Here is an 18382-nt window from a genome sequence, read left to right as displayed (position 1 = left end):
GATGCGACAAAAGGGATAGGCCTGAGTGGCCTGGCCAGGGCTCCTTCCCGAGCCCCCGGTGCTCAGCCCTTGCCGCCGCCCGTGAAGCTCTCGTACTCCTTCAGGACGTCCGCCGTCGGCCCGTCCATGCGCAGCTCGCCCCGCTCCAGCCACAGCACGCGGTCGCAGGTGTCGCGGATCGACTTGTTGTTGTGGCTGACGAGGAAGACCGTGCCCGCGCGTTTGCGCAGCTCGCGGATGCGGGACTCCGAGCGCTTCTGGAAGGAGCGGTCGCCGGTGGCGAGGGCCTCGTCGATGAGCAGCACGTCGTGGTCCTTGGCGGCCGCGATGGAGAACCGCAGGCGGGCGGCCATGCCGGAGGAGTACGTGCGCATCGGGAGGGTGATGAAGTCGCCCTTCTCGTTGATCCCGGAGAAGTCCACGATGTCGTCGTACCGCTCCTGGACCTGCTCGCGGCTCATGCCCATGGCGAGCCCGCCGAGGCGTACGTTGCGCTCGCCCGTCAGGTCGTTCATCATCGCCGCGTTCACGCCGAGCAGGGACGGCTGGCCGTGGGTGAAGATGCGGCCGTGCTCGACGGGCAGGAGTCCCGCGACGGCCTTGAGCAGCGTCGACTTCCCGGAGCCGTTCGTGCCGATCAGGCCGATGGCCTCGCCCTTGTACGCGGTGAACGACACCTTCTTCACGGCGTGCACCTTGCGTACGCCGGCCCGCGCCTCGGTCTTCTTGCGCCCGCCGAGCATCCGGTTCAGGGCGGCGGTGGCGGTGCCGCGGCCCGCGCCGGTGCCGTGTACGCGGTAGACGATGTCGACGTCGTCGACGATGACGGTGGGAGCTCGGTCCAGCTCCGGGGAAGTGTCAGCCACGGCCGTACGTCTCCTCTGCCTTCCAGAAGTAGATGAACCCGCCGACGCCGGCGAGCAGGGCCCAGCCGAGGGCCCAGGCCCACACGTGGTGCGGGAGCTGGTCGCGCTGGAAACTGTCGATCAGCGCGAACCTCATGAGGTCGATGTACACCGCCGCCGGGTTGGATTCCAGGAGGACCTGCACGGCGTGCGGCAGGTGCTTGCCCTTGAGGACGGCGTCGATGCTCCACATCACCCCGGACGCGTACATCCAGGTCCGCAGCACGAACGGCATCAGCTGCGCGATGTCCGGCGTCCTGCTGCCGAGCCGCGCCATGACGAGCGCGAGACCGGTGTTGAACGTGAACTGCAGCGCGAGGACGGGCAGCACCAGGAGCCACGACGCGGTGGGCGGGACGCCGAAGCAGAGCAGGATCACGACGAGCGCGCACATGGAGAACAGCAGCTGCTGGAGCTGTTGCAGGCAGTACGAGATCGGCAGTGAGGCGCGCGGGAAGTGCAGGGCGCGGACCAGGCCGAGGCTGCCCGAGATCGCGCGGGTCCCCGCCATCACGGACTGCTGGGTGAAGGTGAAGACGAAGACGCCGGTGACCAGGAACGGGACGTAGTCCTCGACGTCGCGCTTGGTGTCCATGAGCACGCCGAAGATGAAGTAGTAGACCGCCGCGTTCAGGAGCGGGGTCATCACCTGCCAGACCTGGCCGAGCTTGGCCTGGCTGTACTGCGCCGTCAGCTTGGCCGTCGCGAAGGCGGTGATGAAGTGGCGGCGCTGCCACAGCTGCCGTACGTAGGCGGGCAGGGAGGGGCGGGCGCCGCTGACGGTCAGGCCGTGCAGGGCGGCGAGGTCGGCGGGGTCGGGTGTCCGGTCGGCGGGGTGTGCCGTGCGGGACGGTGTGTCGAGGGCCTGGCTCACGTCCGTTGCTTTCGCTCGGGGAGGCTGGAGGCGTACGTCGGGACGGGCCCGTATCGTCGCAACGCCGACACTAAGACGTCGGCACGTCGGAACGCAACCGTATCGTCGTCACGCTTTATGCTGGCCGTATGACGACGAGCAGGCCACAAGGTGAACAACCGCGCCGCCGGGCCCCCGCCGGGGCCGCCGTGCTGCGCGAGGACGTGACCGAGGCGATCCGCGACGCGGTCTTCGGGGAACTGGCCTCCGTCGGCTACGCGCGCATGTCGATCGAGGGCATCGCGCGCCGCGCGGGCGTCGGCAAGACGGCGGTCTACCGCCGGTGGCGCTCGAAGCTGCACCTGGTGCTCGACCTGGTGTCGGCGATAGCGGTCCAGGGTCTCCCGGCCCCGGACACCGGCTCGCTGGAAGGGGACCTGCGCCTGCTGTACGAGGTCACTTCGCGCGCCCTGCGCCACCCCGTCGCCTCGCAGATCATCCCCGACCTCCAGGCCGAGGCGGCCCGCAACCCCGAGATCGCGGAGGCACTCCAGAAGGCGCTGCGCGAAGGCCAGTACGGCGTGGCCAGCGGCATTGTGCGGGCGGCGGTGGAGCGGGGCGAGGTCCGCTCCGGCGCCGACGAGGACCTGGCCCTGGACCTGGTCTCGGGCCCGCTCTACTGGCGCTCAGTAGTGGTGCGGGCCGACCTGCCCAAGGGCTACGTGGGGAGGCTGGCGGCGGTTACGGCGGCGGGGTTGCGGGCGCTCTGAGGTCTCACGGGGCGGGGTTGGCGGGACCTTCGGTGGGCCCGCGCCGGATGGTTACCGGGGCCGCCCGGTGTTGTGCGGAGTGTGGCGGTTCCGGGCCGACAGTAAAGGGCGCTCCCTGCGGTCGCGTCGGCTCCGCCGATTCCGCTCCGCTCCACCCTTGACTCCCGCCCCTGCACCGCAGTTGAACGTTGACCCGGACGGCCAGGGGTGGGGGCTGCGGGGTCGGTTGGGTGGGTCATCACCTTTCGCTGCCGGGTGCGGCCCGGCTCAACGTGAGGCGTCCTCACCGCATGCGTGCGGCTGCGCTGCTCGGGTCATCACCTCGCGTTGCCGGGTGCGGCCCGGCCCAACGTGAGTCGTCCCAAGGGTTCGGGGCGGGTCATCGGTTTTCGTTGCCGGGTGCGGACCGGTCCAACGTGGGTGGGAGTGGTGGTCGGTCTGCCGAAGGGCTGCCTGGGCCGTCCCCTCCGGCACCTACTTTGGGAAAGTTGCGAATGCCTTCGCCGCGCGCCCCCCGGCAGATACGGATGCGCCCCCTGGTATGTCCTCTTTGCTGCACCGGATGCGCGAGATCGGTGACGTGGGTAGGGGCGTGTGGGGTGTGGGAGGGGGGCGTGCGCCGGGACGGTTCGCAACTTTCCCAAAGTAGGTGCCGGAGGGGGGCCGGGGCCGGGGGCGGCGCTTCGGTGGCGTTTCGGTCTGCCCGGGGTGGTCACCCCGCACACGACGTACCGACCCCATCCCCGCCCCCAACTGTGAGGGCGACACGCGATGGACCGGTCCGCACCCGGCCGCGAAAGCCGATGACCCGAGCAGCGAGGCCGCCCCCCCCAGGCGGTGAGGGCGACTCACGTTGGGCCGGACCACACCCGGCAGCGAGAGCGGATGGCCCGACCGGCGCACCGCGCGGCTGGCGGCGCCGTGACCGTGGCGGCGATGCACGTTGGACCGGTCCGCACCCGGCAACGAGAGCCGATGACCCGCCCCAGACCGTGGGGACGACTCACGTTGGGCCGGGTCGCACCCGGCAACGCGAGCAGATGACCCGAGCAGCGCAGCCGCGCAGCTGGCGGTGCCGTGACCGGGGCGGTCGGCCACGTTGGACCGGGCCGCACCCGGCAGCGAAAGCCGATGACCCATCCAGAGAAGTCCGCCGCCTCACCCCTGGCCGTCCGGGTCAACGTTCAACTGCGGTGCAGGGGCGGGAGTCAAGGGTGGAGCGGAGCGGAATCGGCGAAGCCGACGCGCAGCGCAGCGGAGCGCCCTTTACTGTCGGCCCGGAACCGCCACACTCCGCAAAACCCCGGGCGGCCCCGGTGACCATCAACGTCACCGGGCCACCAAAGTCGCCGCCCGACCCGCCCCTCGCAGGGAACTGAGCGTGACTGCGTGGCAGAGCCATTTCTGGGGGCGGTCAGGAGGGCGCGGAGTTGCGGCGGTCCCAGGGGCTCCTGCCGCCCGGCCGCGCGCCGGTACGGATGCCTATGCCCGACGACGGTGCGTCAGGACCAGGAACGCGCCCGCGCCCAGCGCCGTGGCGCCCGTAGCCACGCTGACCAGCACCTGCTGTACACCGTCGAGAGCGAAGCCGGTCGAGACGTTGACGACGACGGCGGCGGCGAGGACGAGCCAGAGCAGGGCCTTCATGGGGTGCTGCCTTCCGGGCGGGGCGGCCGACGCCTCGTGCGGCGGCCTGGACTCCACTCTGTCGGCGGCGCGGTGCCGCCACGATGGGGTGTCCACCCGAACCGATGGTGTAGCGGGCTACACCATCCGTCCTGCAGCCCGCCCCCCCAGGCCCTCAGCGGTCGCCGCGCGCCGCGCCCGGGTGCTGGTGGATCCAGCCCGCCCACGCCGACGCGATCATGTCGCGTACGTCGCGCTTCGCGGACCAGCCGAGTTCCGTGGCGATGCGGTCCGCGGAGGCGACCACGCGGGCCGGGTCGCCGGGGCGGCGGGGTGTGACCTCGGCGGGGGTGGTGTGGCCGGTGACCTCGTTGATGAGGGTTGTCATCTCGCGGACCGATACGCCCTCGCCGCGGCCGATGTTGAGGGTGAGGTCCGTGCCGGGTGTGGCGGAGGTGAGCGCGCGGGCCGCGGCCACGTGGGCCTCGGCGATGTCGACGACGTGGATGTAGTCCCGTACGCACGTGCCGTCCGGCGTCGCGTAGTCCGCGCCGAAGATGCGCGGGGCCTCGCCCGCGGTGAGCTTCTCGAAGACCATCGGGACCAGGTTGAAGACACCCGTGTCGGCGAGGTCCGCCGAGGCCGCGCCCGCCACGTTGAAGTAGCGCAGGGACGCCGTCGTCAGGCCGTGCGCGCGGCCCACCGCGCGGACCAGCCACTCGCCGGCCAGCTTCGTCTCGCCGTACGGGCTCATCGGCCGGCACGGCGTCTCCTCGGTCACGAGGTCGACGTCGGGCATGCCGTAGACGGAGGCGGAGGACGAGAAGACGAAGTGGGCCACGTCGTCCGACGCGGTCACGGCCTCCAGGAGGACCCGCAGGCCCTCCACGTTCTCGTGGTAGTAGTGCAGCGGGCGTTCCACCGATTCGCCGACCTGCTTCTTGCCCGCCAAATGCACGATGCCGGTGACCCCGTGCTCCGCGAACGTGCGGATCAGCCGGTCGCCGTCGAGGACCGAGCCGGTCACCAGCGGCACCCCGGCGGGGACGCGCTCGGCGATGCCGGTGGACAGGTCGTCGTAGACCACGGCCCGCTCGCCCGCCTCCGTCATGGCGCGGACGACGTGCGCCCCGATGTATCCGGCGCCGCCGGTGATCAGCCAGGTCATGGTCGTCTTGTCCTGTCTTGTCGCGAGTGTGTGCCTGTGTGCGTGTGTGCGTGGAGTGCAGTTTCGCAGAGGCCTTGTTCGGTGTGCGTCAGCGGCCTGCGGGGCCCGGCGCTCAGCGCAGGAGCCGGGTCAGGCGGCGCTTCGCGACCCCCGCCACACCCCGCACGCCCGGGGCCAGCCGCACCGACAGGTTCCCCGCCTGCGTGGCGTACGGCTGGACGAGCAGGACACCGCGCCGCCTGCTCGGCACCACCGTCCTGCGCAGCAGCCCGGGTCCCGCGACGGCGTGCGCGGTCGAGTCGCGCGCCGTGCCGTCCTCGAAGAGGAGGCGGAGGCGGATGTCCCATACGGCGGTGTCCAGCGAGGAGAGGTCCAGGAGGAGTGTCGCGGTCCATGTCTCGCCGGGGCGTTCGGCGGCGAACGCCGCCGTCCTGCGCATCCCGGGCAGGCCGGTCTGACGGTGCACCAGCTCGACGTCGACCGTTGCGGGGCCCGCGTCCGCCACCCGTCCGTACAGCTCGTGCAGCCGCAGCGTCAGCCGCGACCCGCCCGCCGCGGGGCGCAGCTCGCCGTCGACCGCGATGGGCAGCAGCCGCACGGGCCGCACGAGCAGGTGCTCCAGGGTGACCTGGGGGAGGTCGGAGGCCCAGACGGGCGTGCCGTCGGCCATCGTCGGGTACGGCGGCGCGAGCCGGGCCGGGCGGGCCGCGACCTGGTTGAGGCGGCGCAGGTCCCGGGGTTCGTCGGAGGCGAGGATGACGCGGGCGATGACGCGGCCCGGCGCGGGCGCCGCGTCGAGGTCGGCGGCGTCGAACGTCGCCAGGTAGGCGCGCGTGAGGCCCCACCACTCGCGCCGGTACTCCGTGCCGCGCGCGGTGAGTTCGCGCGTGTACATGCGCAGGCTGTGGTCGAGGAACTTGGCGCGGGCCGCCCGCGCGAGCCGCTTGCCGCCGGTGCCGCGCGCGTCCCGCAGGATCTCGACGGACTGGCGGTGCGCCTCCGTGCGGGCTTCCCAGTTGGCGATGTCGGCGCGGTCCAGGGAGATCGACAGCTTGGCGGCGGCGCGGCGCACGTGCCAGACGTAGACCGTGTCGGGGACCAGGGCGATGCGCGGCGCGGCGGCCAGCATGCGCGCGGTGAAGACGAAGTCCTCGTAGATGAAGCGGCCTTCGGGGAAGCGGATGCCGTGCTCGCGCAGGAAGGCCGTGCGGTAGAGCTTGTTGACGCAGAGCGTGTCGTGGACGAGGCGCGGGCGCAGCTCGGGGCGGACGACGAGCTGCGCCTTGCGGTAGATCTCCGGCTGCCAGGGCACCTCGCGCCCCGAGGGCAGTTCGCGGCGCACGCAGAGCCCGGACGCGACCTCCGCGCCGTGCCTGCGGGCGGCGGCGAGCAGCGCGTCGACCGCGCCGGGCGGCAGCACGTCGTCGCTGTCGAGGAACATCAGGTACGGCGCGGCGGCCGCGTCGATTCCGTCGTTGCGGGGCGTGCCGCAGCCGCCGCTGTTGGTCTCGCGGCGGATGACGCGCACGCGCGGGTCGTCGGCCGCCAGCCCGGCCAGGATGTCCGCGCTGCCGTCCGTCGAGCAGTCGTCGACGGCGATCACCTCGTGGACGGCGGGGCCTTGCGCCAGCGCGGAGCGCACGGCGTCCGCGAGGTGGGCCGCGTCGTTGTATCCGATCACGACGACAGAGACGACGGAGGCGACGGACGGGTTCGTGACAGGGGTGTTCTGGGCACTCGGGTGAGGCAGGATGCGGTCCACAGGGGAAATTTTAGGGGTTGCTGGCAATTATCCGATTAGAGGGGCATTCGTGGGCGTGGACCCGTCGCGATCCGCACCTTTCGGAGCGCCCACCCGGGCGAGCACCTCGCCCGTACGCGGACTCCAGCCCATGACCACGGCCTCGGACGGAACCCGCTGGTCACGGGAGAGCAGCAGCCACCGCACGTCGTAGCGGCGGACGATCGCCGTGCGCTCGGCACGCGTCGATCCGGGGTCGAGGTAGGTGCGTACGGCCGCGAGGCGCCGGTTGCGTACGTCCTCGTCGAGCGAGGCGTCGGGCCAGGCGGGGGCGACGAGGTTGGCGCCGTAGCCGGGCACGGAACGGGTGGGGTAGTAGCCGTTGGTGAGGACGACGTCGCCCCGGTGCATGTGGCCGACCGCCCACCCGTAACCGGGCCAGCGCGGCGGCTGGTCGAAGCCGATGGGGTCCAGGGCGCGCGGCACGACGGCGCCCGCCTGGATCTGGAAGAACCCGACGCACGCGCCGAGCGCCGCCGCCCCGGCGAGCGCGCCGCGCCGCCATCCCCAGGCGCGCGGCGCCGCGAGCTCGATGGCCAGCGCGAACTGGAGGGGGACCAGGGTCAGGCCGAGGATGCGGCCGTACGTGTAGTGGCCGCTGACCCAGCCGTACGCGACGACCGCGCAGTCCAGGGCGAACATCAGGACCAGGGGGTCCCTGCGGTCCCTGCGGAAGCGCAGCCACAGGGCGGGCAGGCCGAGCAGGGCCAGCCAGAAGCGCTGCGGCAGCTCGGTGTAGAGCTGGCGGTGGATCCAGTCGACGGACGCGTCACCGACGAGGGAGAAGACGCTGTAGTACGGCCAGACCGCACCGATCACGGCGGCGGTGAGGGCGGTCGCCGTCCAGCACAGCGCCCGGCGTCCCACCGCGCGCCCCGAAGCCGCGAACGCGACGACCCCGATCACCGCCCCCACCGACGAGATGGGGTGGACGAGCAGGATCAGGCCGCACAGGCCGCCGAGCCCCACATACGGCCACAGGCCGCCCAGCCCCGCGTACGGCATCAGGCCGCCCCGCGCGTCGCGGGTCAGCGTCCCCGCCCACGCCCACGCCCAGAACGTCAGGCCGATCGCGAACGTCGACGGGTACCCGAGGTTCCCCGTCATCGACATGAGCCCCAGGTAGCCGCTCCACCACGCCATCCGGGTGCCCCACAGCAGCACCATCGCGAGCAGCGCGAGGACCGGCGCCCACGGGCGGGGCGTCAGGACGCGGACGAAGCGGCCGATGCCGGTCAGCAGGACGAGGAGGTTCAGCGGGCCCGCGAGCTTCACGACCTGCCAGCCCGCGAGGCCTGTGACCTCGGCGAACAGGCCCTGCGCGACGGCGTACGGCGAGTAGTACGCGCTGCCCTCGCCCGGCAGGTCCGCCATCGGGTGCGCGGGGTGGAGGAGGTTCTCCTTCAGACGCTCGACGACCGCCGCGTGCTGGCCGAAGTCGCAGCACATCGGGACCCGCCAGTACGCGAGCGACATCACCAGCCAGAACAGCCCGCCGAGGACGAGGTACGGGGTGGGGCGCCGGCGCCTGCCGCCACCGCCGAGCGCCGTCGCGCCGTGGCAGGCCCGGCGCGTGAGGAGCGCCCCGCTCACCGCATGAGCCTCTCCGCCACGCGGGCCGCGGCCTGCCCGTCGTCGAGGTCGCAGTAGGCCTCGCGGAACGCCGCGTACGCCTCCGCGTGCCGGGACGTGATCCCGTCCAGGTCGCGCAGCGCCTCGACGACCTCGTGGGTGGAGGCGAGCAGCGGGCCGGGGGCGCGGGTCTCGAAGTCGAGGTAGAAGCCGCGCACGGTGTCGCGGTAGTGCTCCAGGTCGTACGCGTGGAACAGCATCGGCCGCCCGGTGTGCGCGAAGTCGAACATGAGGGAGGAGTAGTCGGTCACCAGGACGTCGGCGAGCAGCAGGAGTTCGGCGGCGCGCGGGTGTGACGACACGTCGCGTACGAAGGGGGCGCGGGCGCCCGGCAGGCGGCCCGACGTCAGCGGGTGCTTGCGGACGAGCAGGACGTGGTCGTCGCCGAGTACGGACTCGGCGGCGCGGAAGTCGAGCGCGGGCTCGTAGCGGAACCGGCCGGGGGAGTAGGCGAGATGGTCCCGGTACGTCGGCGCGTACAGCACGATCCGCTTGTCCGGCGCGATGCCGAGCTCGCCGCGGACCCGTTCGGCGACCTTGTCGCGGTCCTCGGTGAACAGCACGTCGTTGCGGGGCGAGCCCGCTTCGAGGACCTCACCCTCGTAGGCGAGGGCGCGGCCCAGGTGGGGGGTGGAGAAGCGGTTCGGCGAGATGAGGACGTCCCACTGGCGGGACAGCTTCGGCAGGGCGTCGAGGTGGCCGTGGTCGGCGTAGAGGGTGTCGGTCAGGTCGGTGCCGATGCGCTTGAGCGGGGCGCCGTTCCAGGTCTGTACGACGGTCTGGCCCTCGCGGCGCTCGAAGAAGTCGGGGAGGTGGCCGGCGGTGACGATGCGGCGGCAGCGGGCCAGCGCGTCGTACCAGTCGGCGCTGTGCTCCTCGACGCCCTTCGCGCCGGGCGGGACGTGGGTCTGCTGGTCGTGCGTGACCCACAGGTGCTCTACGCCGGTGCCGCGCCGTACGAGTTCCTCGTGGACGGCGCGGGGTGAGTCCCCGTCGAAGTACAGGAGGGTGTCGAGCAGGGGGAGTTGGCGGCGGCTGGGGTAGTGGACGGTGCGGAGGCGGTGCCGCCGGTACGCGCCGCGCTCGGACCGCGAAAGCACGGACCCGGCCTCGACGAACAGCCGGTCACCGAACCGCCGGTCGACGGTGAACTCCCGCCCCTGGGCGGTGTGGTGCAGGGGGAGCGTGGCGGAGGCGGAGGCGAGCAGGCGCACGGGAACGCCGTCCTCGGCGCGGCCGGAACCGTTCTGTCCACCAACGCTCTCCCCGCTCGCCCCGTCCCGCAGGAACACGTACCATCGCCCCTCCCGCAACGCCCCGCCCCCCGGCGCGACCACCGCCCGGAAGCGGTCGCCCTCCTGCTCCGTCGGTACGGGCAGCTCCTCGTCGCGGCCGCTGTGCCGCAGGACCAGTTCCGGCTCGTGCCAGCTGGCCGGGGTCAGCGTGCCCTCCACGGTCAGCGTGCCGTCCGCGTCCCACGTGACGCGGTCGGCGACCGGCTGGCGGGTCAGCTCGACGACGAGGCGGCCCTGGTCGTTGGCGGTGGCGCAGAGTTCGCGGCCCGCGCGTGAGGCGTACCGTCCCGGGGGCAGGTCGAGCGTCGCGGCCAGGGACTTCAGCGTGCCGCCCGGCAGGACGAGGTTGGCTTGCCAGCGGTCGCCGTGGGGCGGTTCGACCTCCTTGGGCGCGAGGTGCGGGGCGGGCGCCACGTCCTCCAGGTCCGTGAGGCGGACGCGGACCTCGAAGCGGTCGCCGGTGTGCCGGACGGGGTAGTCCAGGTCCGTCTTCGTGGCCGCGTGGGTGAGGCGGAGGGCCGTCGGACGCACGCGGCCCGGCAGCGTGCCGGACAGCACCACGTCGTCCCCGTCGCGCCGGTGGGCGTCCACGCGCGCCGCGTACTCCTGGATCCGCAGCACGAGGCGGCCCTTGCTGAAGCCGAGGACGAGCCGCAGCCCGTCGTCCAGCTCGCGCACGACGGACTGCGCCGACGCGCCCTCCGCGGCCCGCAGCGCGGTCCTGCGCACCGTGCCGTGGCCCGCGACGACCAGGCCGAACAGCCAGTTGCCGGGCTGCCAGCGGCCGCTCGTCCTCAGCTGCTCGGGGTCGACCGTCATCTCGAAGCCGGACAGGTCGTAGCAGTGCAGGCGCTGCCGGGACTTCTCCGTGGCCTGGGGGGCGGCGATCGTCCGCGTCGGGACGCGGCGGAACTTCCCCTTGCTGTGCACCGCCTTGAGGAGCCCCGCCTTCACGGAGTGCCCCGGCCGGGTCGCCTCCATGTTGCGCACGTACGCGTATCCGGTGATCCGGAGTTTTCCGTCGGCGTCCCACCGGGCCTCGCCGACCCGCGCCACGGTGGGCAGTTCGCCCCGGCCGATGCGGGCGATCCTTTCGGGGAGTGCGCCCACCCCGGGGTAGGCGGCGCGGCGGCGCACCTTCCCGCGGACGTGGAAGGCGGTGCCGTTGGCCCGCTCGAAGGCGAGGAGTTCGATGAGTTCCGCGGTGCGTGCCTCGCGGACGAGCTGCCACTTGACGCGCAGGTCGACGGGGAGCTCCGCGAGGACGGCCGGGTCGGCGCGGCGCAGGAACGCCGCCGTGTCGGTGAGGAACGCCGTGCGGTACTCGGGGCCGCCCATCGGCAGCCCTTCCAGGAAGTACACGAAGTCGTCGCGGAGGCAGGACGCGTCGTACGTCTTCTTCATCTGCGGCGCGTGCTGTGCGAGGAACCCGCTGACGTGCGCGCAGGCCGCGATCCGGTCGCGGACGCCCTTGACGTCGGTGCGGCGCCGGGTGATGGAGCCCTCGCGGACCCGCCAGTAGTAGACGTGGTCGCTGAGCACGTCCACGGATGCGGCGAGGAAGTGCGCTGGGATCATCACGGGGGTGTCTTCGTAGAGCTTGCCCTCGGGGAAGGTGAAGCGGTGCCGGTCCCAGAACGCGCGACGGAACACCTTGTTCCAGGCGACGCGGTCGGAGAGCAGGTCCAGGTCGCGGGCGATGTGGGTGCGGGTGCGCGGCTCGGTGAGCCACTTGTACTGCCACGCCTGGGAGCGGCCGCGTTCGTTGAGCCGCCACACGTTGCCGGTCGCGAAGTCGGAGCCGGTGGCGTCCAGGCTGGCGATCATCCGTCCGTACGCGTCGTGCGGCACGACGTCGTCGCTGTCGACGAAGGTCAGGAACTCGGCGGTGGGGGACGCCTTGCGCACGCCGGTGTTGCGGGCGGCGCTCAGTCCGGCGTTGCGCTGGCGGACGTAGACGAAGCGGGGGTCCTTCGCGGCGAACTCGCGGGCGATGCGCGGGCTGCCGTCCGTCGAGCCGTCGTCGACGAGGATGCACTCCAGGCCGCCGCGCGCCTCGCCGCCGCCCCGTGGGCCGGGGTCGTCCATGGTCTGCCCGGCGATCGACTCCAGGCACTCCTCCAGAAACTCCTCGACGTTGTAGATGGGTACGACGACGCTGAGACGGGGCTGCACGCGAACCGGCCTTTCTTCGAGCCAAGAGATAGGGCAGATATCGGCATATTCATCCCCTTTGCCCGTTCTCGGCTCCCCGGCGTCAATTTCTCCTCCCTCGTCCACCCCAACGAGTGACGTTCGGTCTTCGACAGGCGGTGTCCCGCTGGCTACGGTCGGTGTTCATGACGCGCTTCTCGGTAGTCGTCCCCGTCCACCGCGTCCAGGGCTACCTGCGCGCATGCCTGGACTCCGTGCTCACCCAGTCCTTCGCCGACCTCGAACTGCTCGTCGTCGACGACGCGTCGCCCGACGCCTGCGCCGCGATCGCCGGGGAGTATGCGGAGCGCGACCCGCGCGTGCAACTCGTCCGCCTCCCCGCCCGGGCGGGCGCGGGCCCCGCCCGCAACATCGGCGCCGACCGCGCCACCGGCGGCCACCTCCTCTTCCTCGACGGCGACGACCTGCTCCTGCCCGGCGCCCTGGAAGCAGTCGACGCCGCGCTCACCGCCGCCGACGACGACCCGGACGTCGTCCTCTGCGCGCACGACCGCGTCGACTGGTGGGAGAACGTCCGCCCCGGCGGCGACGACCTCACCGGCGACCCACTCGCCGCCACCCCCGCCGCCTGGAACCGCCTCTTCCGGCGCGGCTTCTGGCAGGAGCAGCACCTCGCCTTCTCCTCCGGCGCGTACGAGGACGTGGTGCCCGTCCGCACCGCGACCCTCCGCGCGGGCGAGCGCACCGCCACCGTGGAGCGGCCCTGCGTGCGCTGGCGCGAGCGGCGCGCGGGCAGCTTCTCCAAGACGCCGGGCCGCGCCCACTTCGCCCTCATCGGACGGTACGAGCAGCTGCTCGCCGCCGCGGGACCCGAGGACCGCGCCCGGCTCCTGCCGCACGCCGCCGCCCACCTGCTCGCCGTCCTCGACGACCCCGGGCGGATCAAGGACGGCGACCGGCGCGAGTTCTTCCGTGCGGCGGCCAGGCTCCACCAGCGGTACGCGACCGACGCCGCCTCACCCCGCACCCCCGAGGGAAAGGCCCTCGCCACCGCCTCGTTCGCCGCCTACGAAGGCCTCCGCAAGGCCGAGACGCGGCGGCTGCGCCTCACCCGGCAGCTGAAGCGGCAGAAGAAGAAGCTGCGGGCCCGCGCCATGCGCGCCGCCTACCGCGCCGACCTGCGCCGCCCCCTCGACCCGCACCTCGCGGTCTACGGCGCCTACTGGAACCGCGGCGTCTCCTGCAACCCGGCCGCCATCCACGCCAAGGCCCGCGAACTCGCCCCGCACGTCCGGGGCGTGTGGGTCGTCTCCAGCCGCAACAAGCACCGGGTGCCGCCCGGCGTCGAGTACGTCATCGAGGGCTCACGGCGCTACTGGCAGGTGATGGCCACGGCCACGTACCTCGTCAACAACTCCAGCTTTCCCGGCGGCTTCACCAAGCGGCCGGGACAGGTCTACCTCCAGACCCACCACGGCACCCCCCTCAAGACGATGGGCCTCGACCAGCGCCGCTACCCGGCGGGCACGCACGGCATCAGCTTCCAGAAGGTCCTCGACCACACCGACCAGTGGGACTTCAGCCTCTCCGCCAACCCGCACTCCACCGAGATCTGGGAGCGCGTCTACCCCTCCGTCGCCTACCAGGCACTGGAGGCGGGCTACCCGCGCAACGACGTGTACTTCACCGCGGGCGAGGAGGAGGTGGCGCGCGTACGGGTGCAACTGGGGGTGGCCGACGGGCGGACCGTGCTCCTGTACGCGCCCACCCACCGCGACTACCAGAAGGGGTTCCTGCCCCGCCTGGACCTGCGCCGCTTCGCCGACGCGCTCGGCCCGGAGTACGTCGTCCTCGTGCGCGCCCACTACTTCTACGGCGGCGACGCGGGCCTGGACACCCACCCGCAACTCGTCGACGTCACCGGGCACGCGCGCGTGGAGGAGCTCTGCCTGGCCGCCGACGCCCTCGTCACGGACTACTCGTCCCTGATGTTCGACTACGCCTGCCTCGACCGCCCGATCGTCACGTACGCCCCCGACTGGCAGGCCTACCGCCTGGCCCGCGGCACCTACTTCGACCTGCTCTCCGGACGCCCCGGCGAGACCCCGGGCGCCGTGGCCACCACCGAGGACGAGCTCGCCGCGCTCTTCAGGGACGGCGGCTGGGACACCCCGGAGGCGACCGCGCTGCGGGCGGCGTTCCGGCAGCGCTTCTGCCCCTACGACGACGGGCGCGCCGCCGAACGCGTGGTCCGGCGGCTGTTCCTGTCCGGCGCTCAGGAGCCGTCGCGCACCTCGTAGGGCGAGCGGACCGGGAAGTACGCGGTCAGGAACGAGCGGATGGCGAGCGCCATCTCCTCGTCCGTCACCCCGCCGTCGGGGGACTCCCCGATGCAGAACGCGGTCCGGTCGCGGTTCTGCAGGAGCCGTCCGAGCCGCGCGTGGTCGGCGGGGTCCCCGATGTCCACGAAGTCGTACGAGATGCCGGCGGGCACCGCACGCCCGGTCAGGTACGCGTAGTGCTGGTGCAGCGAGGAGACCAGCGCGATGTCGCCGCGGGAGCGGACGCGGCTGCGGGCCGTGGCGGCCAGCTGCTCGGGGAAGCGCTCGGTGATCTCCTGGAGGATGCTGCGGCGCAGCGCGTACGGCACGTGGAAGAAGGAGTGCGTCGTCGTCCTGCCGAACGCTTCGCGCAGCAGTGCGCGGTTGTTCTTCGCCGCCGCGAGGTAGCCCTCGTCGTCCGGTGCGACGGGCAGCGCGGGCACGGAAGCCGACGACCAGAAGAAGCGGGCCAGGCCGTTGCTGAGGAAGAACGTGTCCGGGGTGGTGGGGCGGCCCAGGAACATGTCGTCGTTGAAGTAGAGGAAGTGCTCCGACAGGCCTTCGATGCGGTGCAGCTGCGACTCGATGGAGTGCGAGTTGAAGGTCGGCAGGCACTCGTCGGGGTCGGTGAACAGGTCGCGGTGGTCGACGACGGTCAGGCCCGGGTGGTCGCCGTCGAGCCAGGGCGGGGTCTGGCCCGCCGTGACCAGGTACACGTGCCGGATCCACGGCGCGTACATCGCGATCGAGCGCAGGCTGAAGCGCAGCTCGTCCCGGTTGCGGAACCGGACCGCCCCGCCGTCGGCCGACGTGTCGCCGCCGCCGAGCGTCTCCTCGCGGCGGGCACGCCACGCGGGGTCGGAGTCGTCGACCCAGGTGTAGACGGCGTCGATGGGGAAGTCGACGTCCTTGATGAGGAGTTCGGTGAACACGTCGAGGGTGGGGTACGCGTGCTCCGCCACGTCCAGCGTCGCCGTGGCGGTCAGCGAGGGCAGCTCGGCGCCCGCGAGCGTCGACCCGAAGGGTGAGCGGAAGGTGCCCTCGGGCGTCCGCGGCCAGAACCCCACCGTGCAGGCGAGCCCGGCGCCGTGCCGCAGCGACAGCGTGGTCGTGGTGACCGGCTTGAAGACCTTCACGCCCGCGAGGTCGCCGATGGCGTCGAGGCGTTCGGCGAGGACCGTGCCGGGCGCCGCGTCGCGCGGGTTGACCAGCTCGGCGTAGACGGGCTGTCCGCGCAGCGTCCCGGCGAGGGCCTTCAGCGCGCGGGGGCGGTCGTCGTCGGCGACGGCCAGGGTGTGGGCGGTGTCGCCCGGGGTGCGCACGACGACGTAGGGGACGTCCTGCGACTCCAGGGCGTCCGCGACGAGTCGCAGGTTCCACTCGGCCATCCGCGGGGCCAGGACGTCGTCGCGCCGCTCGGCGAGGCGGCCCACCGAGCGGATGACGCGGCCCGACTCGTCCGCCGCGAGGATCTCCTCCTCGCGGGCGTGCTCGTCGGCGGCGGCCGCCGCGTCGAAGGTGTGCGGGGCGGTGGGCCGGAAGCCGCTGCCGCCGGACGCGACACCGAGCGCCACCCGGTCCGCGCGCCCGCGCAGCCGCCCGGGGTGGTCGCGGCCCGCGACGAGCCGCGTGTACAGCTCCTCCCAGCGCGCGGTGACGTCGGCCGAGGAGAACCGCGCGTACACACCGTCGCGCGCCGCCTCGGCATAACCGCGCCGCATCTCGTCGTCGCCCATCAACTCACCCATGGCGCAGGCGAGTTCCTCGACCTGGCCGGGCGGCACGAGCAGCCCGTCGACGCGGTGCCTGACGATCTCGGCGGGCCCCGTCAGCACGTCGTACGCGACGACCGGCACCCCGGCGGCGAGCGCTTCGAGCAGCACCAGCGGGAACGCCTCGTTGTGCCCGGCCGTCATCAGGCTCAGCCCCGCCTTGGCCCACTCGGCGGCCATGTCCTGGCAGGGGCCGAGGAGTTCCACCCGGTCGTGCAGGCCGAACCCGTCGACGAGGCGGCGCAGGTGCCGTTCGCGGTGGCCGCTGCCGAAGATCCGCAGCGTCCACTCGGGGTGTGCGTCGGCGACCTGCGCGAACGCCCGGATGGCGTGGTCGACGCGCTTCTCGCCGGTCAGCCGGGCCGCCATGACGATGACCTTGCTCTCGCCGTCCGCACGCGGCCTGAAGCCGTCCGGTACGGCGTTCGGGACGACGGCGAGCTCGGGGGCGGTGGCGCCGAGGGACTCCGCGAGCCAGTCGCGGGTGCGGCCGGTGAGCGCGACGAGGGCGTCCAGGCGCGGCGCGTGCAGCAGCAGCGGCTCGCCGGACGGGCCGCGCCGCTGGGTGGGCCGGTGCTCCTGGTGGACGGTGACGACCCGGGCGGGCACCAGCGCCACGGCGGCGGCGAGCAGCGCGGGCGTCGTGGTGACCAGCACGTCGGTGTCGAGGGAGCCGAGCGCGGCCGTCATCTCGATGTCCGAGAGCCGGTCGAAGGCGTCCTCCCAGGCGGGTTTGATCAGCTCGCTGGGCAGCGCGGCGAGGGTCCGGCACGCCACGTCGTCCAAGTCGGTGTCCCGCACCGGGCGTTCGGGCGTGCCGGTGCGGTCGACGAGGTGGCGCACCGGCAGCCCGCGCGCCTCCGCGAAGAACGGCTCGGCGCGGGTGCGGAAGACGGATACGACCTCGACCTCGACACCCGGGCGCTCGGCGAGGTGCCGGGCCTGCGTGTACGTGGCGAGCTCGGTGCCGCCCATCTCGTCGCCCCAGCCCAGCAGGTACGTGATCTTCATGAGGTCTCCTCCGCGAGGTCCCGCGGTGCGTCGGACTCCCGCACGGCGTCGGTGATGTCCCAGCACGTCACCGCGAACGCGCCGGTCCTGGTGAAGTGGGCGTGCGCCCGGACGAGCGCCCCGCCGGGCAGCGCGTGGACGCGGAACGGGGTGGGGTAGGCGGCGGACGGGTCCCGCACGTCGGTCAGCCACCGCCCGACGGGCAGCCGCCCCACGCGGAAGTCCCACACCCACTGCCCGGGCCCGGCCCCGGCCATCGCCGCGAGCGGCACCCGCAGCGCGAACGCGTCGCCCTCCCACGCCACCTCGGCGGGCACGACCACCCCGTCCCGCCGCCGCACCGCCTCGGCGGCCCCACCCGGCAGGCCCCCCGCGACGAGCCGCCCGTACACGGTGATGCCGTCCCCGGAGGGCACGAACCGCACCAGTTCCGCGCGCGGCCGCGACCGCGTCGCCTGGAGCACGGCCCGCCCGCTGCGGGCCCGCACGACCCGGACGAGGGTGCCGGTGCGCGGATCGGGGGCGTGCGGGGCGGTCGGCGTCGCGGGCGGGGCGCCGCTGTCTGCGGGCGCGAGCCCGTACCGGCGTACGCGGCCGTCCGCGTCCCGCGTCTCGACGGTCAGCCGCCACACGCCGTCCCGCATCCCGCGCAGGGTCGCCGTGGCGGTCAGGAGCGGGGTGGCGCCGATGTGCGGCTCGTACGTGAGGGGGACGGCGATCCTGCGCGGCCCGCGCGTGATGAGGAGCCGGGCGCGGCCGGGCCCGTGGGGGGCGGCGAGCGCGACGTTGAGGGTGCGGCTGTCGCGGAGCGAGAGGTGCACGGGCGCCAGGAGCGGCCGGACCCGCCCGGCACCGCCGCGCACCCGGCCCGCGGCGGTCCGTTCCAGCCGGAAACGGGTGCTACGCGCGGTGGTGAGCAGTCGCCGGGCGAGGCGTGGCGGGGCGAACCGTGGGGCGGAGTGGTCCATTTCTCCACTGTGTACGACTTTGACCGCATGTCGTTGCGGACGCCCCGGCCACCGCACCAACTTGCACCATCCGGCGCTGCCCGGTCAGCCCGCCCGGGCCGCCTTC

Annotated in this window: 11 protein-coding genes; 2 read left to right on the top strand and 9 right to left on the bottom strand. The window is 73.1% G+C overall.

Annotated elements, in window-relative coordinates:
- Positions 1-62: 62 nt before the first annotated feature.
- On the bottom strand, positions 63-866 hold the full coding sequence (locus NOO62_RS15825; protein ID WP_268771533.1) for an ABC transporter ATP-binding protein: 804 nt from the start codon (positions 864-866) through the stop codon (positions 63-65).
- Positions 859-1779: an ABC transporter permease gene (locus NOO62_RS15820; protein ID WP_268771532.1), complete on the bottom strand. Its 921-nt coding sequence runs from the start codon at positions 1777-1779 to the stop codon at positions 859-861. Before NOO62_RS15820 ends, NOO62_RS15825 begins: the two co-directional genes overlap by 8 nt.
- Before the next feature lie 128 nt (positions 1780-1907).
- Here NOO62_RS15820 and NOO62_RS15815 point away from each other — a divergent pair, with 128 nt between their 5' ends.
- Positions 1908-2528 (top strand): TetR/AcrR family transcriptional regulator, encoded by a 621-nt coding sequence (locus NOO62_RS15815; protein WP_268771531.1) that lies wholly within the window; start codon positions 1908-1910, stop codon positions 2526-2528.
- Between the two features lie 1482 nt (positions 2529-4010).
- On the opposite strand, the gene NOO62_RS15810 is transcribed toward NOO62_RS15815, so the two are convergent.
- From NOO62_RS15810 to NOO62_RS15790, 5 genes are all read right to left on the bottom strand, one after another.
- On the bottom strand, positions 4011-4271 hold the full coding sequence (locus NOO62_RS15810; RefSeq protein ID WP_268771530.1) for a hypothetical protein: 261 nt from the start codon (positions 4269-4271) through the stop codon (positions 4011-4013).
- Positions 4272-4329: 58 nt separating this feature from the next.
- Positions 4330-5322 carry a UDP-glucose 4-epimerase GalE gene (gene galE, locus NOO62_RS15805; protein ID WP_268771529.1) on the bottom strand — a complete coding sequence of 331 codons (993 nt, stop codon included), beginning with the start codon at positions 5320-5322 and terminating at the stop codon, positions 4330-4332.
- Between the two features lie 112 nt (positions 5323-5434).
- Positions 5435-7075, bottom strand: a complete 1641-nt coding sequence (locus NOO62_RS15800) for a glycosyltransferase family A protein (RefSeq protein WP_268775635.1) — start codon at positions 7073-7075, stop codon at positions 5435-5437.
- Positions 7076-7111: 36 nt separating this feature from the next.
- The gene (locus NOO62_RS15795) at positions 7112-8716 is read right to left on the bottom strand and encodes a hypothetical protein (protein ID WP_268771528.1); all 1605 of its coding nucleotides are present in this window, start codon (positions 8714-8716) and stop codon (positions 7112-7114) included.
- Positions 8713-12225 carry a bifunctional glycosyltransferase/CDP-glycerol:glycerophosphate glycerophosphotransferase gene (locus NOO62_RS15790; RefSeq protein WP_268771527.1) on the bottom strand — a complete coding sequence of 1171 codons (3513 nt, stop codon included), beginning with the start codon at positions 12223-12225 and terminating at the stop codon, positions 8713-8715. The genes NOO62_RS15795 and NOO62_RS15790 overlap by 4 nt, the downstream gene beginning before the upstream one ends.
- A gap of 164 nt (positions 12226-12389) precedes the next feature.
- Here NOO62_RS15790 and NOO62_RS15785 point away from each other — a divergent pair, with 164 nt between their 5' ends.
- Positions 12390-14504 (top strand): bifunctional glycosyltransferase family 2 protein/CDP-glycerol:glycerophosphate glycerophosphotransferase, encoded by a 2115-nt coding sequence (locus tag NOO62_RS15785; RefSeq protein ID WP_268771526.1) that lies wholly within the window; start codon positions 12390-12392, stop codon positions 14502-14504.
- Here NOO62_RS15785 and NOO62_RS15780 read toward each other — a convergent pair.
- Entirely contained in the window at positions 14480-17308 is a 2829-nt protein-coding gene (locus NOO62_RS15780; protein WP_268771525.1) for a stealth conserved region 3 domain-containing protein, read from the bottom strand. The genes NOO62_RS15785 and NOO62_RS15780 overlap by 25 nt on opposite strands.
- The gene (locus tag NOO62_RS15775) at positions 17305-18276 is read right to left on the bottom strand and encodes a hypothetical protein (protein WP_268771524.1); all 972 of its coding nucleotides are present in this window, start codon (positions 18274-18276) and stop codon (positions 17305-17307) included. The genes NOO62_RS15780 and NOO62_RS15775 overlap by 4 nt, the downstream gene beginning before the upstream one ends.
- Positions 18277-18382 lie beyond the last annotated feature (106 nt).

The organism is Streptomyces sp. Je 1-369 (genome assembly GCF_026810505.1).
Classification (GTDB): Bacteria; Actinomycetota; Actinomycetes; order Streptomycetales; family Streptomycetaceae; genus Streptomyces.
Note: the sequence above shows the minus strand (reverse complement) of the source record. Positions and strands in the feature narration are given on the sequence as shown.

Bases quoted from the DNA above. Each gene is read 5' to 3' on its own strand.
- NOO62_RS15785 (WP_268771526.1), top strand. From the start codon at position 12,390: ATGACGCGCTTCTCGGTAGTCGTCCCCGTCCACCGCGTCCAGGGCTAC.
- NOO62_RS15775 (WP_268771524.1), bottom strand. From the start codon at position 18,276: ATGGACCACTCCGCCCCACGGTTCGCCCCGCCACGCCTCGCCCGGCGA.
- NOO62_RS15815 (WP_268771531.1), top strand. From the start codon at position 1,908: ATGACGACGAGCAGGCCACAAGGTGAACAACCGCGCCGCCGGGCCCCC.
- galE (WP_268771529.1), bottom strand. From the start codon at position 5,322: ATGACCTGGCTGATCACCGGCGGCGCCGGATACATCGGGGCGCACGTC.
- NOO62_RS15780 (WP_268771525.1), bottom strand. From the start codon at position 17,308: ATGAAGATCACGTACCTGCTGGGCTGGGGCGACGAGATGGGCGGCACC.